This window comes from Symmachiella macrocystis, from assembly GCF_007860075.1.
In the GTDB taxonomy this organism is placed as follows: Bacteria; Planctomycetota; Planctomycetia; order Planctomycetales; family Planctomycetaceae; genus Symmachiella; species Symmachiella macrocystis.
Genome location: NZ_SJPP01000002.1, coordinates 874,068 through 891,682, shown reverse-complemented (window position 1 = coordinate 891,682; position 17,615 = coordinate 874,068). Strand labels below are relative to the sequence as shown.

Sequence of the window (17,615 nt, the reverse complement as noted above, 5' to 3'; positions counted from 1 at the left end):
TCCACGGCCCAGTCGGAGGAAGAATGGCCCAGCCGCCTGGTTGGAAACGCCTACCGCAACGACCGATTCAACCGCGTGCGGTGGTATTCAGCGCGCTCAGCGGAGGTCATCGATGCAAAATCAGGCGCGGTAGCATCCGTGGACGCCGGAGCAGCGGTGCTGGTCTGTGTCGTTGACGGTGTGGTGGACGTCGGCAAGCTAATGGTTGTCCCATTGCCGGCATAACTCATCACGGCGGTTTGCAGCGTCAGGTCTTCTTCCAGCGATCGATTGGGGCGGATGCTCAGTTTTTCCAGCACCGCATGATAGGCATGGACCGCTTCTTCGGGACCGATGTCGCCATTAACGATCAGCCGCAGGAATTGCACGAAGGCGAGTTGGCATTCGGCGTTGTTGATTTTACGGCCGAATAGGGCGATCCGTGCTCCGTATTTTTGCGCTTCGGCGATCAACTTAAACGCATCGAGTGTCGTACCCGCGCTGCCGCCCAATACGCCGACGATTAAATGCGGATCGTAGGTGACCAGTTCCTCCATTGCCTGTGGGCCGTGGTAGACCATTTTTAAAAAGATGGGGCGACCAGCCGTGGCGACGCCGGCCAACGTGCGGGCAATCAGATCATTGATAAATCCAGCCTGCAATTCGGGGGCGACGGCGCCGGGAACGTTGGGGTCGAAGATCTCCAGAAAATGCCGAAACCCTTTCCGCTCCGCTTCTTCGCGAAACAGTTTGTATTGCTCCAGCGTGTGCAGGTCCAATTGAAGATCGTTGTTGAATGTAACCGAGAATAAACCCAAGTCCGCCCCGCGCGAGCGCTCTTCGGTTTTGCAGTCGAGATGTCCGCATTGAATGTGATCCAGTGACGCCGAACGAAACGGCTGCGCGGGTTCCTGGTATACCGCTCCGCCACGTACCACATGCACATCGGTGGTGTCGTTCGCGCGGGCGGCGGGGGTGATGGTGGAGTTGTCGAACAGTCGTTCGTTGATCGTCAAGACTTCGCTGGTGCTAGCCGACATGAGCATGATGTCGACGACGCCCTGGTGTATGATTTCACGGATCTGCTTACGGTATTCGGCCAACGTTTTGAACCGCACCTCACCATCATGCCGCTCGGGCGATTTTCCCGGTGCACCGATGCCGAACGCCATATCCGCATCCTTGGCGTCGGCGATGATGAATTCCTTGCATCCCGACGGATCAGCATGGATAGCGGCGAGTTTTTGATCCAGCGATTTTTGCATGATAGTAGCAATCCATTCCCAAGCTAACGGCTTCGCTGTCGTATTGGGTGGTGTTTTTAAAGGCGTGCGCTCACATTTGGCAATGGATCCGCTTATGCACATCGTGTACGACAGCGGACCCGTCGGTTGGGGACGAGGTCGGATTATGATCCGGCGAGGACTTTGTCGATCGTTTCGCGAAGTACACGGGCCGAGTTGGCCAGTCCGGTCCGTTCTTTGGGCCACAGGTCCAATTCGATATGCCCCAGCACGCCCTCCCGGCCGACGACGGTCGGTACGGAAATACAAACGTCGCGTAACCCATAGGCTCCGGACTGCAACGTTGAGACCGGCAAAATGCGGCGTTGGTCTAAGGCGATGGAGTGCACAACTTCGGTGATTGCCAAGCCGACGGCGAATCCGGCGCCCCCTTTTTTCTTAATCACTTCCGCTCCGCTGCCCCGCGTCCGTTTCTCGACGTCGCTGACAAGGGAAGGGGAGTAGCCGGGCCATTTGTCCAACGGCAGTCCGGCGACCTGCGCGGCGGACCAAATCGGCACCATGCTGTCGCCATGTTCCCCGAAGATCAGCGTCGAGACTTGCGTCGCGGGAACGTCCAACCGATCGGCCAACATGCTGCGCAAACGGATGGTATCGAGTTGCGTGCCCAGTCCGATCACTTTTTCCGGCGGCAAGGACAACTCGCGCGTTGTTAAATAGGTGAGCACGTCCACGGGGTTGGAAACGACGAAGACAATCGCGCCGGGTTTTGTGCCAACTTTACGCAAGTCGGCCAGGATGTTGCGGAAGAGGGCGACGTTGCGATTGATCAAATCGAGGCGGCTTTCGTCCGGCTTGCGTCGCAATCCGGCGGTGATGATGATCACGTCGGCATCGGCGCTGCCTTCGGGACCGGCGGCATAGATCTTTTGGTCGGCCGTTACACAACTCCCGTGCAATAGGTCCAAGGCTTGTCCACCGACCAGGTCGGCGTTGACATCGACCAGAGCAATTTCACGAACGATGCCCCCGCACTGTAACGCGAATGCCGCACAAGACCCTACCAAACCGCCGCCACCGACAATGCTGACTTTCATGATGCTTTAACTCACAAGTATTTCGTGTAGGGCCGGTTTGTTCGGCCGGGATGTTTTTATGGGAGACCTGCGGTCTTGTTGGGTGCGGGGTCAGGAGACCCGCGCACGACTTGCTGAGTCTATTTCTTGTCGATTGCTGCCATGACTTCGCTGGTGATGGCTTTGACCAGGGCTTCGATGTCGCCGCCTTCTGAACCGTTGTGACCCCCGCCGTTTGTTGTGGCACCCGAATTGCCTTTGAGGTAACCGGGGAAAGCCGGCGGGGGATTGAACGCACGGGTTTCCGGAAGTTTCTCTTCATAACCTTTGCGAAACGCGCTGTTGCCGCACAGGTCGCAATCGTCGGCGTGGAAACGAGGATCGTCGAAGCCAAGTTTTTTCTTCAGGTCCAACAGTTCGCGGCTTTCGCGCTCGTCTAGGTAGCTCACCGGGCCGAGTTGTTTGGCGAGTAACAAAATTCGGCAATAGGCATCGACGATTTCGGTCTTCCAGTACGCCTTCTCCAGATCGACATCGAAGCTGACCGTGCCGTGGTTGTTGAGGATGATTGTGTTGGTTCCCTTGCCCAAAAACGGCAAGACCGTATCTGCGAATTCTTGGCCACCGGGTGTTTCGTAAGGCGCCATCGGGACTTCGCCCAGAAAGACTTCGATCTCCGGTAGAATACATTGTGGAATCGGCTCGCGGGCGACGGCAAAGGCGGTCGCGTGCGGGGGGTGGCAGTGCACGACCGATTTAACATCGGGACGGGCTTTCATAATCGCCAGATGCAACAGGATCTCGCTGGTCCGTTTGCGGGTCCCGGCGATTTGGTTGCCATCCAGGTCGACCGCACAGATATCCTCGGGAGTCATGAACCCCTTGCAGATCATGGTTGGCGAGCAGAGCACGGCATTTTCACCGACGCGGATCGAGATGTTGCCATCGTTAGCGGCGGCAAAGCCCTTTTCATAAATCCGTCGCCCAATCTCGCAGATTTGCTCTTTGAGTTTGCGGTCGTTGACACCGGAGTTCCATTGGTTTTGCATGGTGGGTATTTCCTATCGGGTGTTGGTTATCGATTGTTTTCGGAAGTCATGCCGAGCATGACATACGGGTTAGATATTAATCGTGTCTAAGATGGCGGTGTTGTAGGCGTCGATTGGTTTGTCGCCGGGGTGGAACGGTGCGGCGGCTTCGGCTCCTTCGCTGATGGCGATGCGGCTGCCTTCAGCGGCGCCGCGTTCATCGAAGACCACAAACGGTTCGCCACGGCCCGCTTTGTCTCCGCGAATCCCTTCCAACGACAACGACGTCGCCACCAGCCACGTGGCGCCGGTTAGTTCGGGGTGACATTTTGACAAGGTCACTTTGCCGATCACATCCGCAATTCGCATGGCTGGTTCCTTAATGGTTTTGTGATTTTTTCGTAGGACTGGTTCCCGACTGTCGTCGTAAAACATCGACGATCAACGATGCCGGCGGCAGGCGGGAGCCTACCCTACGTGTTGCTGCTTTGAATATGGGTTACCACAGGCGGCTGGTTGTTTCCCAATTTGCCGGTGGATGCGGTTTTTGTTTACTAAAACGTTGTAACAGTGTCTTCATTGCGAACATGCCGATGTTGGCAGGATCGAGGGCAATCACATTGGCCCCCATTTCATTCATGGTTGTGGCGACATCTTCGCTGTGGCTAACGACGGTGGCACGAATCTTGGGTGAGCGATTCGCTAAACAGGCGGCCAAACGCGGCTGCCCGCTGACGATCGCCACACCGGCGTATTCTCCGCGACTCACCGCCGAAACGGCCAAACGTGCCGCGCTGGCCGGACTTTCCTGCAACTCTAGCTTCCAATCGCCCCCCAGTTGTTCCATGGCACGCATCACTTGGGGACCGGCAGTGACCACAGCCGCTAAAAACGTTGCGGACGTCACCGTCGAAGCTGCCGTCACACGTGTCCAAGTTAAACCTTGCTCGCGAATCAGGTCCCGCGCCGAGGGAGTCAAGATCGCCTGGGCAGAGATTTGAAACCGCCGGTCGCCGTTGATTTGTTCCTTGAGTAGATCCGCCGTGATGATCGCATCCGACAGGTAGGTCACACTGACCGCCGTTTCGGCCGTCTCGGCAGGACGCATCTCGACCGGGGCCGCTAGGTGTTTTTTCACCACAGCAGCAACAATCTGTTCGAGTGTCTGTTGGTCCGTATGCATCAGTCCGGAAGTCCAATCACCGCCCAGCGGACTGGGCATGTTTCATATCCGACGAGATCGCGAATGGACTTTCCATCGCTACTCAAAATCACTTGATCGCCTTGGCCGCTCCCCAGCGGGTCGATCGCCAGTTGTGGTTCTCCATCCGGTCCACCGGCGGCGTCCAACATTTGGACGACAGCCAGTCGCCAACCCGCCAGCGATTCATGTTTGACCGTGGCAGTGGCAGTGCCCACGACTTGTGCCAGGTTCATCTGTTGTTAATCCACGGCAAAAACTTGTTTCCCTAACCGACGGCTTCGCCGTCGTACTGTGCGACCCCATCACCATTAAATAATCCGCAAGTCATCGACCAACGCACAGCGGCGTTGGCGGGTGAACGTCAACGGGCTGGTGATTCCTTCGCCGGTCGGCGTGGCGATGCTGAATGACAAGTAGCCTTCGCCTCCCAGTCCCAATCCCGCGGAACTCGGCCCGTTTTTAACAAACAATGTTGTGTCCATCTCCCGGCCCATCGTGGTCATATTCCGCACTTCGCGAGTATGGATGATGCTCGTGTGCCGAAAGTTGTGTTCATGTTCTTTGGCCAGTTCAATCCCGTGCATCGCATTGCGGCACCGTACGAATGGAACGAAGGGCATCATCTGTTCTTCGGGGACGAAAGGATTGCTTTCATCGGTTTCGCCGTACAACAGATCCGTTCCGGCTGGAACCTGAACGCCGATCAACTCGGCCAAGACCGACGCATCTTTGCCGACCAGATCGCGGTTGAGCGTGTGGTGATCCGAGCCATCTTTGGGCGGATCAAAGGCCAGTTTCGTCAGTTGGTCGATCTGTTGGCAGTTCAATTGATACCCACCGTGACGCGGCATGGCGGAGAGGAGTTCGTCGAAGATCGATTCGACAGCGAAGACTTCTTTTTCACCAATGCACAACAAGTTGTTGTCAAAGGCTCCGCCGGTGATGATCGAGCGGGCGGCGTTGTCGATGTCGGCCGTTTCGTCGACGACCACGGGCGGATTCCCCGGTCCGGCTACAATCGCCCGCTTGCTGCTGGCCATAGCGGCCCGGGCTACGAATGGTCCCCCGGTCACGCAGATGAGTCGAACACCGCGATGCGCGAAGATCTCGTTGGCGGTTTCGATCGTCGGATTCTCAATGATCGTGACCAAGTTTTCTAAACCGGTCGCTTCATAAATTGCCCGGTTGATCCGCCGCGCTCCTTCGCAAGCAATCAAACGTCCCGCGGGATGCGGATTGCAGACCAACGTATTGCCGCCGGCGATCATTGAAATCGCGTTGCTGGCCAGCGTCGGCAGTGAGTGTGTTACGGGGGTGATTTTGCCGATCACGCCAAACGGGGCATATTCGGTGACGGTCAAGCCGTGATCGCCGCTGAGGGCGTCGCACTTGAGAAACTCGACACCCGGCACGAGTTCGATGATTTGTAGCTTTTGAATCTTGTGATCCAGCCGACCGATCCCGGTTTCTTCAAGTTCCAACCGCCCCAATTCCTCAGCCTGCGCCGTGCAAAGTTGTTTGATGCACTGCACGATTTTAACGCGATCGGATACTGGACGTTGGCTAAGTGCTTTGAAACCATCGCCCGCAGCAGCGACGGCATCGTCGACGGTTTGGAATACGCCCCAATCGCCGTTGCGATGGGTGCCGTTTGTCGACCGCCCGCCGTTCCCTAGTTGGGCCAGGACTTCTTGCACGACTTGCCGGATTGCTTGTTCGGTGGCTTGCATGATTGAAATTCTCTTTGGAAATTAGCTGTTATGATTCGTCGTAGGTTGTATCGGGGAATATCCAAACTTAAGTTTGTCAGGCGGCTGCCTGACCTACGGTCTCCGTTCAATCGCCCGCCTTGAACACTGATTTAGATTTCACATGCACCTGATCCACGATGCCGATGATTGCCGCGTCGATGGGGAGTGTTTTGGTTTGCGGGGTGAAGCGGGCGCTGGAACCTTGTACGCAGAGCACCACTTCGCCTTCGCCGGCTCCCACTGTGTCGACCACAATAAACGTGCGGCCGGTTGGTTTGAGGGAGCTTTGATCCTCTTCGTCGACACGCAGAGGTTCGACGATCAGCAGCTTTTGGCCGACCATTTCCGCGACCTTCTGCGTCGAGACCACGCTACCGGTAATGCGTGCCAAAAACATGGCGTGTCCTTGTTGTGTTTGTTTACCGTTTTGTCAGTTACCCCCCGGCGAAGCCGAGGGCTGAGAGAAAATGTTAATTAGGAAATCGCTTTGGCCGCTTGGCGAGCGACGATGATTTCTTCGTTGGTCTGCAGGACCCAAATCTCCGTCGCACTGCCGGCCGTTGAGATCTTTGTTTCTCCGTCCACCTTTTGATTCAATTCCGTATCCAACTCGATTCCCGCCCAGGCCATGTTGTCGCAGACCTGCTGGCGAATCAGTTGGCTGTTTTCACCGATGCCGCCGGTAAAGACGATCGCATCGGCACCACCGAGTACCGTTAAATAGGCACCGACGTATTGCCGAATTGAGGCGACGAAGACGTCGAGCGCCAATTGCGCTCCTGCATGTCCCTCGGCAGCCGCTTCCTCCAAGTCCCGTACGTCTCCGCTCAATCCACTCACGCCCAACAAGCCGCTCTTGTTGGCCAAATCCTCTAGTAACTCTGCCAAACTCTTTCCCGTTGCTCGCATTAACACCGGCAAGGCAAAGGGATCGAAATCGCCGACGCGATTGTTGTGCGGCAAGCCCGATTGCGGACTCATGCCCAAACTGTTGGCCAACGAGACGCCGTCCTTGGCTGCACAGAGCGAATTGCTGCCTCCCAAGTGGCAGGAGATGACCCGCAGGTCGTCCCGGCCCAGAATTTCAGCAATCCGCGTGGTGATGTAACGGTGGCTGGCACCGTGAAATCCCCACCGTTGAACTTGGTAATCCGTTCGCCAAGCTGCTGGAACCGCATAGCTGCGATTGGCCAGCGGAATCGTATCGTGGAAGCCTGTTTCCAATGCCGCCACGAGCGGAATTTCCGGACACGCCTCGCGCAACTGCCGCATGGCTTTTACATACGGGGGATTGTGCGCGGGTGCGATATCCGACAACTCCTCCATCGCCGCTAACAACTCTTCATTCACAACGCGTACACCGCTGAGCCTGCCGGCGAAAACCGTCTTAAACCCAATGACCGCCACCTCACTCACCGCGCCTAAGCAACCATGCTCCGCGTCGGTCAACTGTTCTAAACAGATTTTGACCGCCGCGGCGTGATCCGGAATGTGCCGTGTGGCAGTGTCGGAGTAATCTCCGATTTCCACCTGGCACGAACTCTCCGCCGAACCGATCCGATCAATCCCGCCCCGCGCAAGTTGCACATCGGACGACAAGTCAAACAACCGGTACTTAAAACTCGTAGAGCCGAGATTGGCGACGAGGACTTTCATGGACTCGAATCCGTTCTTATTAGTAGGCAGTAGACGGTAGACAGTAGGCAGTCACTTCGCTTGTCCTAGCGCGGCCCTAGACGAACATTTTCATGACGGCTGCTTCGGGGCGGGCGATGACGTGGGCGCTGACGAGTTCTCCTGAGCGTCCTGCGACATCAGCACCGGCGTCCACAGCGGCACGCACGGAACCCACGTCACCTTGGACGACGGTCGTAATGTAGGCACCGCCGATTTGAATTTGCTTGACCAAAGTCACGTTGGCCGCCTTGAGCATGGCATCCGTTGCCTCAATTTGGGCCACCAGTCCTTTGGTTTCGATCAACCCGATTGCTTCTCCACTCATGGTCTTCACTTGTCCTAACAAAATTTTGTGATTTGAATCCGCCGCATCATGCATAGATGCCGAGGCGGAGATTATTTGGTTGCTTTGGTCGAAGGGAGGATACCCGTCAGTTCTTCGTGCGGACGCGGAATGACTTGCACGCTGACGACTTCACCAATCTTGCTGGCAGCACTGGCACCGGCGTCGACGGCGGCTTTGACTGCGGCCACATCACCAACGGCGAACACTGTCACCAAACCACTCCCGACTTTTTCCCAGCCCGCCAACTCAACGTTGGCCGCTTTGAGCATCGCATCCGATGCCTCGATCAGGGCGATCAACCCCCGCGTTTCGATCATGCCTAAGGCTTCCATCGCTTTCGCCATCTCTCTCATCTCCTCGTGTTGTGAGACTAAGTGCTGCGGATCCAAAGATCCGCGGTTTGAAAAACAATTAAAAACATCCGCTTCAGTGTCTGTATTCGGCGGCGAATTTCATCGCCATGTCTTCATCAATGCTTGCAAGCGCAGTCGCTCGATGTTGCGTGCGGGACAATCAATTCGACCTTGGTCGCCCGATCGAGCGAGACGGCGTTTCCTTCGTCGGTGTCGAGGTGGACCTCCAACTTGACGTCGTCGCTGGCACGCACCAATAAATCTTCCAAGGTTGTCGTGCAGCCTTCGGACTCAATCCGCAAATGCAACCGGTCGCCGTCGGCAACGCCGTAGTAGGCCAAATCGGCTGGCCCCATGTGGACATGTCGTTCTGCGCGAATCACGCCCGCGGTCAATTCCACAACCCCTTTGGGGCCGACGAGCACACAGCCGGTCGTGTCGTGGTGATCGCCGCTGCAGCGGACGGGCAGGTCGATGCCTAACGAAATACCATCGGTAAACGCCAATTCGACTTGCGATGCATTGCGAGTCGGTCCCAAGACCCGCACGTCGGGCAGCATCCGTCGGCGAGGGCCGACAACCGCCACAGTTTGCGTGGCGGCGTAGTAGCCGTCCTGATACAAATCGCGCATCGGTTCCAGTTTGGCCCCTGGGCCGAACAGCACTTCCACGTGCTCGTCGGTCAAATGCACATGCCGGGCGGAGATATTCACCACCAGCGGATTGGGCTGCGCGGATTTGTCACCCAGTCGCGCGAGCAGGATGTCTCGCACAACGTGTTCGATTTGTGTTCTGCTAAATCCGTTGCTCAGTTGCGTCATAGAAGAATCAACCTGTTGTAATATGATTTCGCCGGTCCATTACGACTCGGCAATCGTGACTTCGACACCGGCGTCGGCAAAAATTGTCCGCCATTGATCCGTAATTCCCGCATCGACCACAACGCGGTCGACTTGCTCCAGAGGAGCCAAATGGGCCAATGCACGATGACCCAGTTTTCCGCTATCCGTGACGACCACGACTTCCTCGGCCACTTCCATCATGCGTCGTTCGGTTTCGACCAGCAGGGTGTTGCTGTTGAACAACCCGATTTCAGTCACGCCTCCCACGCTGATAATTAACCGCCGCACATGAATCTGCGCCAACGACGCCATCGCCACCGGCCCGAGTGCCACACCTGTTTTCGGGTACAGATACCCGCCGATTGCCACCAATTCGATATCTGGCTCGTTGGCCAACAAATTGAGAATGGGCAGCGAGTTGGTGACCACTTGCAGCGATTTGCCAATCAAGTGCCGGGCGACTTCGTAGGTCGTCGTCCCGCCATCGAGCAAAATCGCCTCTCCCTCCTCTATCATGGCCGCCACGGTTTTGGCGACCGCCTGTTTTTCTGAGAGGGCCCGGGTGCCCCTTTCAGCTAAGTCCGCTAATGATTCCCCGACATAGGCCGCTCCACCACGCGTGCGGCGGATATGACCGGATCGGTCAAGATGCTCCAGATCCCGTCGAATCGTAGATTCACTGACACCGGTCTGCTCGACAAGGTCTTGTAGAGACGCAAATCCAATATTTTCAACGGTTTGCAGTATTCGGTGCCGTCGTTCGTCCAATAACATATGCTCGAAATCCATTCAGAGTAACGCGTTCCCCACACCATTATTGCGTCACGATCTTTCATTATCAACCATAAACTGTCATAGAGGACGCGCAATTATGAACTATTGTGACAGGTAGTCCTCCAAAACCAGTCATGCCATATGTGCAGAGACGTGGTATTCACGCAACATGGGAGACAACAGTGATCTACTGGCGCGAAGCGCGCGCAGGCCCTGGGACGCAGGAAGTCTCGAAAATGAGCGTCTGAACCCGCGTCTAAGCGGGCGAATCGAGTGCGTCCGCCGCAGGCAGAATGCGGACGCGGCGGCCGTCGACTTCCAGCCGACCGGCGGCAAAGAGGCGAATCGCTTCGGGATAGGCTTCGCGTTCGGCCTCAAAGACCCGGGCAGCTAGGGTCTGCGGTGTGTCATCGTCTAACACCGGCACGGGGCGCTGCAAGATGATTGGTCCGTTGTCATAGATGTTGTCAGAGAAATGGACCGTGCAGCCACTCACCTTGGCTCCGCGGGCCAGCACGGCTTCATGGACGTTGCCGCCATAAAAACCGGCGCCGCAAAATGCCGGAATCAATGCTGGGTGGATATTCATCACCCGCAGCGCAAAGTCCTGGGGGATTTCGAGCAGCGAAAGATAGCCCGCCAAAACCACCAAGTCGACTTCAGCATCGCGACAGGCATCAAAAACAGCGGTGCTGAATGTGGAGGTCTCCTCGAAATCCTTACGCGAAATCACACGGCAGTCCAATCCAGCTGCTTGCGCCTTGGTGACTCCGCCGCAATTGGCGCGACTGGCAATCACCAGTGGAACTTCAGCGTCGAGTTGACCGGCGACCTTGTGTTCCAGCAGATTGGTGAGAGTCGTCCCGCCCCCGGAGAGTAGGACAGCCAACCGAATCGGGCGGTTCAGTGGCAGTGCAACGGGGCGAACGACAGGCATGATTCCATTAGCTTTCGGGTGGGGAAAACGGGGTGGCATCGTCAGTCATTTTCCGCAGACGTTCTTGCCGGATGCGACGATCCTTTGCGGAGATTCTCCAAAGGAACGCGATCAGAATCAAGAGTGCGACCGTGGCGACAACACTTCCCCAGAAAGGTGAGATGACCGGAGCGGGTTCTTGGCGCGGAAACCATTCGATCCGCTGCGCGATGAGCAATGGCGCAATCCGGACCGCATCTTGAGCGTCGTAGGCGTACAGCTTGAAGAAATAGCCGGTCACAGCGACTTCCTCCAGCACGTCTCCTCCACGGGGCATTCCGGGGGGCACCTCACGGCAGACAATGATATAGGGATGGGTGCGCGAGTCCTCGGTGAACAGATAGGCTTGATATGCGACCCCTAAATCGACGTCGCCATCGATGATCGGCATCTCTTCCACCCGACGAACATGCCCTTGCAGCGGGACGAGTTGGCCGCGATAGGCTTGCGGGTTCTTGAGCATATCGGCGTACAGAGAAAATCGATAACGCGGACCGTTCGGGTCTTTTTCGAGTGCGAGTTTCTGATTGTCGTAAAACTGTTGTTCAAAATTGGCCAAGTTTTTTTCGGCGACGGCCTGCTGTTGTTTGTAATCCCCGGCAGCGGCGTAATCCAGAAGTTGAAAGTAGGCGTCCCGTTCATCGTCGCCGATCCCCCGCGTCTTGTCCTGCACGCTGCTAAGTTCCGGGAGACCCTCGGGGGCGTCTTCAGCTATGGCCAAATGCACCGAAGTGAGGCCAGGGGCGAGCGAAATCAGTATGGCCAGCAGCGCGACGATCCCTCTGGCAGGGCAGGGTGGCCGGCTGCGAGGGATTTCAAGGAGTTTTGAGACAGGGGTCGCCATGTTGAAATTTGAAGGGTTTCGCAAAGATTCCGCTGAGATGAGAAGCGATTACTCGTCGAGGCATCCTCGATGCCACAGGGCCAGTTTCGCAGTTTCGGGGACGAATGTCGATGCGAGCGGCTGTTTGCTGGAGCAATTGGTTCTCAGAAACGACCTGTTTCTCAAGGGGTGTCAGGAGGGGCTATTTGAGAGGCCGTTGACACGTTCTGTGGTTTACCTATAATTCCCGCAACTTTTGAAACAGATTTTCTAACGTCAAAGCCCGTGGGCGCGAACCGGGTTGCGACAGACTTACCGATGCCCGTACAGGCAGATGGTTTTGCATGTTGTGGCGGCGTTTGCCGTGTGCGACTGACGGACCACATCTCATTATCGATCAGACGGACTTTGAGGACGCCCCCATGGCTGAAAATGTTGTTGAGTTTACTGATGGAAATTTCCAATCGGAAGTTCTCGAATCGGACGTGCCGGTACTGGTGGACTTTTGGGCCCCTTGGTGTGGACCTTGCAAAATGATTGCCCCCACGATCGACGAGTTGGCGAACGACTATGCCGGCCGCGTGAAGATCGGGAAAGTCAACACCGACGAAAACCAAGCGACTCCCACGAATTATCAGATTCAAGGAATCCCCACGATTCTGTTGTTCAAAGGGGGCGAAGTCGTTGACAAGTTTGTCGGCGTGGCCAACAAAGCCAAGTTCTCCGCCGCTTTGGATACGCACCTGAGCTGACCCCCCGCGGCGACATGACCGCTGCAGGTCGTGTTGCCTGGGTTTTTCAATGCTTCCAGGGAAAGGATTCCCGGAATGAGCGAAGACGTCACAAGCAGTTCGCCGCCAGCACAAACACCGAGCGATAGCGCTCCGCAACGCCTCGGTGAACATCGTGTGGACGGGCCGCATGCGCTCCGTTCCTCCGCGTCTCCCAGCACCGTCGCTGCAATGGCCCCGGCTGCCGCGTCACAGACTCCAGTTACTGCGTCTGAGGCACCAGCGGCTGAGTCGCAGACGTCGAGTGTTGATGTCGATCAATACGCCGGCCAGCAAATTGAAGCGAATTCGGCGGTGGAACCAGCTAGCGGTGTGGGACTGTTGCGCGAAGAGCGCACGCTGTTGCAGGCCAGCCAGATCGCCGAGCGTCTGAGGACGCAATTCTCCGAAATGGACCGCCGTGAACAACGGCTGAATGGTCAATTGGCCTTGTTGGACCAAGAGCGCCGCAGTGTGCGGTTGTGGGTGAGCCAATTCGAGGAAGAGGCCGAAGAACGCGACGCTCGACTGCATCAACAGGAATCGGACTGCACCGAACGGCTCCAACAATGCGCCAAGCTTGAACACGAATTGGAGCAGCAGCGGCAAGAACTGCTTCGATCGCAAGGTGAACTGGCTGCACAGCACACGGAACAGACGGCTGAGCTCGAACGGGAACAAACGCTGCTGCAAAACCGTGTTCGCTTTCAAGAAGAGCATCTCAAGAAGGCGCGGCACGAGCTGGAGAGTCATCAAGAGGAATTTCGTCGCGAACAACAACAGGCTGTCCAGGACCGTCAGCGGACGGCGGAAAGTCTCCGCTCCCAACGGGTGCAAGCCGTACGGTTTCGCGATTTGTTGGACCAGCGAGAAAAATCACTAGTCCGTGAACGTGAGCTGATCCAAAAACATCGACTGGCCAGTCAAGATAAAAATGACGCGGACCGCGAGCGGTTGCTCAACGAACGTCAAGCTTGGGACCGGGACCAAGAAACACAGCAATCCGAGCTGCGGCGCCAACAGAACATGCTCAAGTTGCACGCCGAAAACCTCGAAGCTCGGCGGCTACGGCTTGACCGGTTGCGGGCGGAGTTGGAAGACACGCACCGCAAGACATTAGAAATGCGGCTGTCGGTCGAAGAGGCTTGGGCGCAACTCGCTCAATCCACTGGGCCGGATGTCGCCAAGCAGCGGGTCGACGAAGCGCAAACCGCGTTGGCCGAACATTACAAGCAATCCCGTGAAGACCTCATCCAACACCGTCAGGAGTTGGAGCGTGCGCAAACGCAGTACCAGAAACAACGGGATGAATTCCGCGAAGAGCGACAGGCCCTAGCCGAATGGGTCACCGAACGGACGGCACAGTTGCAGCAGCGTGAGCAGCGGGCCGCGGAGGCGGAACAGACGCTCGAGAGCCGCGAACAAACCTGGCACCAAAAGCAGCAACAATGGAACCAGGAAAAAGCACAAGCCGAGGCGGTCATTCGGGATTTGCTCAAACAGATCTCCGACCAGGAATGCGCGGAGACTACGCCAGCGGTTCGCACTGCTGACCTCGAAGATTAAACGGTTCGACGGGATCGTGCACAGAACGAATTCCCGGTGCGTTCGCCCTTTCCGGCGGATTCGGTGAAACCGGCATGCTCAACCACCACTACGCAGTGCGGTCCCGTTTGACGGGAAACTGCCCGCGATGCGGTGGAAAATGTTGCCAGGTGACGAATCCCCCGCTACGCTAACGGTAGAGTCTGGGGACTTACCAGCTGAGAGGACCCTCCAAATCAGCCCTCCCGCCTCCCACAACGCACGGATCGTTCCACGATCGGCGTCCCTCAATGCGGTCGTGAACCGCGAACAGTACTGGACGGAGAACCACGTAATGTCACGCGGATGCATTCGATTGACGATTCTGTCGACGTTCCTGCTCAGCTCAGGACTACTTGCCGTTACGGCCATTCCCGCTGCAGGCCAGGATGGCGATCAAGCGGCAAAAAAAACGCCGCAGACCGCGCCAGGTGTGGTCATCATCAAACGCGCGCAAGTCAAATTGATTGATCAAGTGGAGTTAGCCTCAGCTCGCGAAGGAATTCTAAAATTCGTCGAGCCTCGTGAAGGGGACATCGTACACGCGGACCAGGTCGTGGCGGGACTGAAGGACGAAGTGGCACGTGCGGAATACGACACAGCCAAGGCACAGGCCGAAAACGATATCGAAGTCCGTTACGCCACCAAAGCCTTTGAGTTCGCTAAAAAAGATCTCGAAAAAAGCGAAGAAGCCAATAAACAAACTCGGAGGGCATTCGCGGACATCGATATCCAAGAGAAAAAACTGGCAGCCGACAAGTCCGAGTTGCAAATCGAACAGGCCAAATGGCAGTTTGATGTCAACAAGCGAAAAGCCGATGCCGCCAAAGCTGTGCTTGAAGAATTTTCCGTCGTGGCCCCCTTTGACGGGATGGTGACGGACGTTAAAAAGTCCAAAGGCGAAGCAGTCCGCGCGGGTGACATCATCCTGGAAATCACCAGCACGCGGCGACTGAAAGTCGAAGGCATGCTGCACTACAAGGATGCTTGGCAAATCAAGCAAGGCATGCCGGTCACTGTCACGCTCGACGTCGATGAAGAAATTCTGCCAGCCAAGAAAAATTCGTTTAAGGGACGTATCAAATTCGTGGCACTGGAAATCGACAGCGTTGCCAAAGACGTGCTGATCACCGCTGAAGTGGAGAATGCCGATGGTATTATGCGTGCCGGTCTGGAAGCGACAATGACCATCGACATACGTAGTGCCGATAAACGCGAAGCCGCTCGTTGATCCGACGTCCCCATTCAGGGTGGACGACTTCACTTGGACGGCTATCGATTTCTGAATCGCTTCGACGGCGAGTATTGCGCGGAATTCAATCTGCCGCTTGCCCCACTCGGTCATTGTAGAAAGTGTCGAGTGGCCGAGCCCGCAAAAGAGCTTTGCCCATCAGCAGTTATTGCATAAGTGGCAAACAAACTTGTGAGAAATCGAGACTGATTTTACGCGAACCCGTCTTGACCCTGTGTGTCCCATCTGCAACGATACTTCTATCGGGTCGTGGAAACGCACACGACGGACTATCCACTCGTGATATGGTCGGGGCTGGCGCACCGGTCGAAGCGGGAAGTTCTGTTGGGGAAAGGAGGTGGTCTAGTGGAATATGTTTGTTGTAATAGCCAGCGAGGTGGTTCCGCCTAGACGACAGCCGGCGGGCTGTCGAAGTTGATGGCAGCCACCGACTCGTAAGGATCAACATCGATCCATATTTACGAGAAACAACAGAGGCCCGGTTCTCGATGTGAGAGCCGGGCCTTTTTTTTATTAGTAGGCAGTCGGCAGTAGGCAGTAGACAGACGGCTGAGGTTGTTTGCTGTTTTAGTTGAACCAGATGGCGAAGCCGAAGAATTCTCCGCCGAAGACGCGCATGAGTCTTTGCCAGACGCGGGGGTCGGTCAGGGGGCCGTCTTCTAGGTACGGGTCGGCTGCGGTTCCCGATACCCAAAGGACAAGATCGAATCGTCGCGGCTCGGTGAAGACACGCCGCAGGTTGACCCCGCGGGCTTGCGACTCCTGATCCCCCCGCCAAAAGGGGATCAACCGTTTGCCTTGGAGGAGGAGTTCCATTTCGTACAAGAATTCGTGCCAGGCGTCGATCATTTCCTGCTGCACGCGGACGTTGGGCAATACGCCGGTTTGGTTTGGATTGGGCAACCATTCACGGTCATCGTCCTTTTCGGCCAGAATGCGTTTCCACGACAGTCGACTTTGTTCGATCATCGCTTCGAGATGCGCGAGCGCGCTTTCCATTCGTTCCGGGGCGACGACCGGAAAATTGATCAGGTGGATAAATGCGACGATGTCGAAGACACCATTATTGATCCAACCGGTCTGCGGCTTGCTTTCTTCTGTCAAATACGCATAGGGCGTTTTGTTGTTGGAGACCAGCAGGTGCCCAGCCCGTTCAAAAAGCTCGTGGCCATCGTACGCCAATGCTATGTCACAAAACGCCGACAACAAATGGCAATACCCCCGCAGCCAATGCACGTCCCCGCCGTCGAAGGCAATCAAGAATTTTTCGCCGGCGGCTTGATCTCCGCCGCGTGTGACGGTGGCTAGCAGCTTCCAGAGGGCTTCGTCTTGGTTGGCGTTTCCATCGGAGTTCAAATCCAATCGAATGCGGCCGAAATGTAGCGGCAGTTTGACATCGGTGGTGTCGACTTTCGCCAGCGTGGCTTCGGCGACTGTCAGCTTGGCAAGAAAGCTCTCCATGATCTTGCCTCCCGCCTCGTAAGTCATTTTTTCGGGATGGGAATTCTTGGGAATTGGTAAACGCAGCAGCGGAATCTGCCCCGCAACGAACCGCGACGTCCGCAAACCGTAGCGATGGTACGATTGCCCCAGATGTTCGACCGCCTGAAGAAACTGCACCACACCGAGGCTGAAGCGTGCCTGTTGGTCGTCCGGTTGTTGCGCGATCAATTTCTCCAAGGCCACAGCTGCCTCGGTCAGTTCCCCTTTTTCCAGGTAGCTCTCCACCACCGGTGGCTGCGGGACCGCGCCTGCGGCAACAACGCAATTGGCCGCTGGATGTAACAACAAAAACGCGGGCAGGATCAATAAACAACTGTGGTGGACTTTCATCGGTCGGTTCCCCAAATATTGCGGCAGTGGAAGTGCGCGCAGCAGCGAGAAGCGTAAATCCTCGGGTGATTCGGATTCCGCTATTCGGTTGCCGCAGGCGAAG

At 56.5% G+C, this 17,615-nt stretch carries 19 protein-coding genes; 3 read left to right on the top strand and 16 right to left on the bottom strand.

Annotated features, from left to right (window positions below; all coding sequences use genetic code 11):
• Positions 1 to 50 precede the first annotated feature (50 nt).
• The 15 genes from CA54_RS21495 to CA54_RS21425 form a co-directional block, all read right to left on the bottom strand.
• Positions 51 to 1,244, bottom strand: a complete 1,194-nt coding sequence (locus CA54_RS21495; protein WP_146373028.1) for a hypothetical protein — start codon at positions 1,242 to 1,244, stop codon at positions 51 to 53.
• A 143-nt stretch (positions 1,245 to 1,387) separates the two neighbouring features.
• Positions 1,388 to 2,320 carry a lactate/malate dehydrogenase family protein gene (locus CA54_RS21490; protein WP_146373027.1) on the bottom strand — a complete coding sequence of 311 codons (933 nt, stop codon included), beginning with the start codon at positions 2,318 to 2,320 and terminating at the stop codon, positions 1,388 to 1,390.
• 119 nt (positions 2,321 to 2,439) lie between these two features.
• Positions 2,440 to 3,348 carry a class II aldolase/adducin family protein gene (locus tag CA54_RS21485; protein ID WP_146373026.1) on the bottom strand — a complete coding sequence of 303 codons (909 nt, stop codon included), beginning with the start codon at positions 3,346 to 3,348 and terminating at the stop codon, positions 2,440 to 2,442.
• A 69-nt stretch (positions 3,349 to 3,417) separates the two neighbouring features.
• Complete coding sequence (locus CA54_RS21480; protein ID WP_146373025.1) at positions 3,418 to 3,696, bottom strand: EutN/CcmL family microcompartment protein; 279 nt, start codon at positions 3,694 to 3,696, stop codon at positions 3,418 to 3,420.
• Positions 3,697 to 3,826: 130 nt separating this feature from the next.
• Entirely contained in the window at positions 3,827 to 4,549 is a 723-nt protein-coding gene (locus CA54_RS21475; RefSeq protein WP_146373024.1) for a hypothetical protein, read from the bottom strand.
• The gene (locus CA54_RS21470) at positions 4,510 to 4,764 is read right to left on the bottom strand and encodes a EutN/CcmL family microcompartment protein (protein WP_146373023.1); all 255 of its coding nucleotides are present in this window, start codon (positions 4,762 to 4,764) and stop codon (positions 4,510 to 4,512) included. Before CA54_RS21470 ends, CA54_RS21475 begins: the two co-directional genes overlap by 40 nt.
• Before the next feature lie 75 nt (positions 4,765 to 4,839).
• Positions 4,840 to 6,261: an aldehyde dehydrogenase family protein gene (locus CA54_RS21465; RefSeq protein WP_146373022.1), complete on the bottom strand. Its 1,422-nt coding sequence runs from the start codon at positions 6,259 to 6,261 to the stop codon at positions 4,840 to 4,842.
• A gap of 106 nt (positions 6,262 to 6,367) precedes the next feature.
• On the bottom strand, positions 6,368 to 6,679 hold the full coding sequence (locus tag CA54_RS21460; protein WP_146373021.1) for a EutN/CcmL family microcompartment protein: 312 nt from the start codon (positions 6,677 to 6,679) through the stop codon (positions 6,368 to 6,370).
• A gap of 77 nt (positions 6,680 to 6,756) precedes the next feature.
• Complete coding sequence (locus tag CA54_RS21455) at positions 6,757 to 7,938, bottom strand: acetate/propionate family kinase (protein ID WP_146373020.1); 1,182 nt, start codon at positions 7,936 to 7,938, stop codon at positions 6,757 to 6,759.
• A 76-nt stretch (positions 7,939 to 8,014) separates the two neighbouring features.
• Positions 8,015 to 8,284: a BMC domain-containing protein gene (locus CA54_RS21450; RefSeq protein WP_145376199.1), complete on the bottom strand. Its 270-nt coding sequence runs from the start codon at positions 8,282 to 8,284 to the stop codon at positions 8,015 to 8,017.
• 71 nt (positions 8,285 to 8,355) lie between these two features.
• The gene (locus CA54_RS21445; protein ID WP_146373019.1) at positions 8,356 to 8,649 is read right to left on the bottom strand and encodes a BMC domain-containing protein; all 294 of its coding nucleotides are present in this window, start codon (positions 8,647 to 8,649) and stop codon (positions 8,356 to 8,358) included.
• Positions 8,650 to 8,774: 125 nt separating this feature from the next.
• On the bottom strand, positions 8,775 to 9,479 hold the full coding sequence (gene pduL / locus CA54_RS21440; protein WP_146373018.1) for a phosphate propanoyltransferase: 705 nt from the start codon (positions 9,477 to 9,479) through the stop codon (positions 8,775 to 8,777).
• Between the two features lie 39 nt (positions 9,480 to 9,518).
• The gene (locus CA54_RS21435) at positions 9,519 to 10,274 is read right to left on the bottom strand and encodes a DeoR/GlpR family DNA-binding transcription regulator (RefSeq protein WP_146373017.1); all 756 of its coding nucleotides are present in this window, start codon (positions 10,272 to 10,274) and stop codon (positions 9,519 to 9,521) included.
• Positions 10,275 to 10,530: 256 nt separating this feature from the next.
• Positions 10,531 to 11,211, bottom strand: coding sequence for a phosphoribosylglycinamide formyltransferase (gene purN, locus CA54_RS21430; RefSeq protein ID WP_146373016.1), 681 nt, complete (start codon positions 11,209 to 11,211; stop codon positions 10,531 to 10,533).
• Between the two features lie 7 nt (positions 11,212 to 11,218).
• On the bottom strand, positions 11,219 to 12,094 hold the full coding sequence (locus tag CA54_RS21425) for a hypothetical protein (RefSeq protein WP_146373015.1): 876 nt from the start codon (positions 12,092 to 12,094) through the stop codon (positions 11,219 to 11,221).
• Between the two features lie 401 nt (positions 12,095 to 12,495).
• On the opposite strand from CA54_RS21425, the gene trxA reads away from it, so the two are divergent.
• The 3 genes from trxA to CA54_RS21410 all read left to right on the top strand — a co-directional run bounded on the left by trxA (position 12,496) and on the right by CA54_RS21410 (position 15,658).
• Positions 12,496 to 12,825, top strand: coding sequence for a thioredoxin (gene trxA, locus CA54_RS21420; RefSeq protein ID WP_145376204.1), 330 nt, complete (start codon positions 12,496 to 12,498; stop codon positions 12,823 to 12,825).
• 75 nt (positions 12,826 to 12,900) lie between these two features.
• A complete protein-coding gene (locus CA54_RS21415; protein ID WP_146373014.1) occupies positions 12,901 to 14,409 on the top strand; it encodes a hypothetical protein in 1,509 nt (502 codons plus the stop codon).
• 313 nt (positions 14,410 to 14,722) lie between these two features.
• The gene (locus CA54_RS21410; protein ID WP_197532692.1) at positions 14,723 to 15,658 is read left to right on the top strand and encodes an efflux RND transporter periplasmic adaptor subunit; all 936 of its coding nucleotides are present in this window, start codon (positions 14,723 to 14,725) and stop codon (positions 15,656 to 15,658) included.
• Positions 15,659 to 16,246: 588 nt separating this feature from the next.
• On the opposite strand, the gene CA54_RS21405 is transcribed toward CA54_RS21410, so the two are convergent.
• Positions 16,247 to 17,512: a tetratricopeptide repeat protein gene (locus CA54_RS21405; RefSeq protein WP_146373012.1), complete on the bottom strand. Its 1,266-nt coding sequence runs from the start codon at positions 17,510 to 17,512 to the stop codon at positions 16,247 to 16,249.
• Between the last annotated feature and the right edge of the window lie 103 nt (positions 17,513 to 17,615).

Excerpts from the sequence above, each read along its gene's own strand:
- CA54_RS21495 (WP_146373028.1), bottom strand. The coding sequence starts at position 1,244 with ATGCAAAAATCGCTGGATCAAAAACTCGCCGCTATCCATGCTGATCCG.
- CA54_RS21490 (WP_146373027.1), bottom strand. The coding sequence starts at position 2,320 with ATGAAAGTCAGCATTGTCGGTGGCGGCGGTTTGGTAGGGTCTTGTGCG.
- CA54_RS21485 (WP_146373026.1), bottom strand. The coding sequence starts at position 3,348 with ATGCAAAACCAATGGAACTCCGGTGTCAACGACCGCAAACTCAAAGAG.
- CA54_RS21480 (WP_146373025.1), bottom strand. The coding sequence starts at position 3,696 with ATGCGAATTGCGGATGTGATCGGCAAAGTGACCTTGTCAAAATGTCAC.
- CA54_RS21475 (WP_146373024.1), bottom strand. The coding sequence starts at position 4,549 with ATGCCCAGTCCGCTGGGCGGTGATTGGACTTCCGGACTGATGCATACG.
- CA54_RS21470 (WP_146373023.1), bottom strand. The coding sequence starts at position 4,764 with ATGAACCTGGCACAAGTCGTGGGCACTGCCACTGCCACGGTCAAACAT.
- CA54_RS21465 (WP_146373022.1), bottom strand. The coding sequence starts at position 6,261 with ATGCAAGCCACCGAACAAGCAATCCGGCAAGTCGTGCAAGAAGTCCTG.
- CA54_RS21460 (WP_146373021.1), bottom strand. The coding sequence starts at position 6,679 with ATGTTTTTGGCACGCATTACCGGTAGCGTGGTCTCGACGCAGAAGGTC.
- CA54_RS21455 (WP_146373020.1), bottom strand. The coding sequence starts at position 7,938 with ATGAAAGTCCTCGTCGCCAATCTCGGCTCTACGAGTTTTAAGTACCGG.
- CA54_RS21450 (WP_145376199.1), bottom strand. The coding sequence starts at position 8,284 with ATGAGTGGAGAAGCAATCGGGTTGATCGAAACCAAAGGACTGGTGGCC.
- CA54_RS21445 (WP_146373019.1), bottom strand. The coding sequence starts at position 8,649 with ATGGCGAAAGCGATGGAAGCCTTAGGCATGATCGAAACGCGGGGGTTG.
- pduL (WP_146373018.1), bottom strand. The coding sequence starts at position 9,479 with ATGACGCAACTGAGCAACGGATTTAGCAGAACACAAATCGAACACGTT.
- CA54_RS21435 (WP_146373017.1), bottom strand. The coding sequence starts at position 10,274 with ATGTTATTGGACGAACGACGGCACCGAATACTGCAAACCGTTGAAAAT.
- purN (WP_146373016.1), bottom strand. The coding sequence starts at position 11,211 with ATGCCTGTCGTTCGCCCCGTTGCACTGCCACTGAACCGCCCGATTCGG.
- CA54_RS21425 (WP_146373015.1), bottom strand. The coding sequence starts at position 12,094 with ATGGCGACCCCTGTCTCAAAACTCCTTGAAATCCCTCGCAGCCGGCCA.
- trxA (WP_145376204.1), top strand. The coding sequence starts at position 12,496 with ATGGCTGAAAATGTTGTTGAGTTTACTGATGGAAATTTCCAATCGGAA.
- CA54_RS21415 (WP_146373014.1), top strand. The coding sequence starts at position 12,901 with ATGAGCGAAGACGTCACAAGCAGTTCGCCGCCAGCACAAACACCGAGC.
- CA54_RS21410 (WP_197532692.1), top strand. The coding sequence starts at position 14,723 with ATGTCACGCGGATGCATTCGATTGACGATTCTGTCGACGTTCCTGCTC.
- CA54_RS21405 (WP_146373012.1), bottom strand. The coding sequence starts at position 17,512 with ATGAAAGTCCACCACAGTTGTTTATTGATCCTGCCCGCGTTTTTGTTG.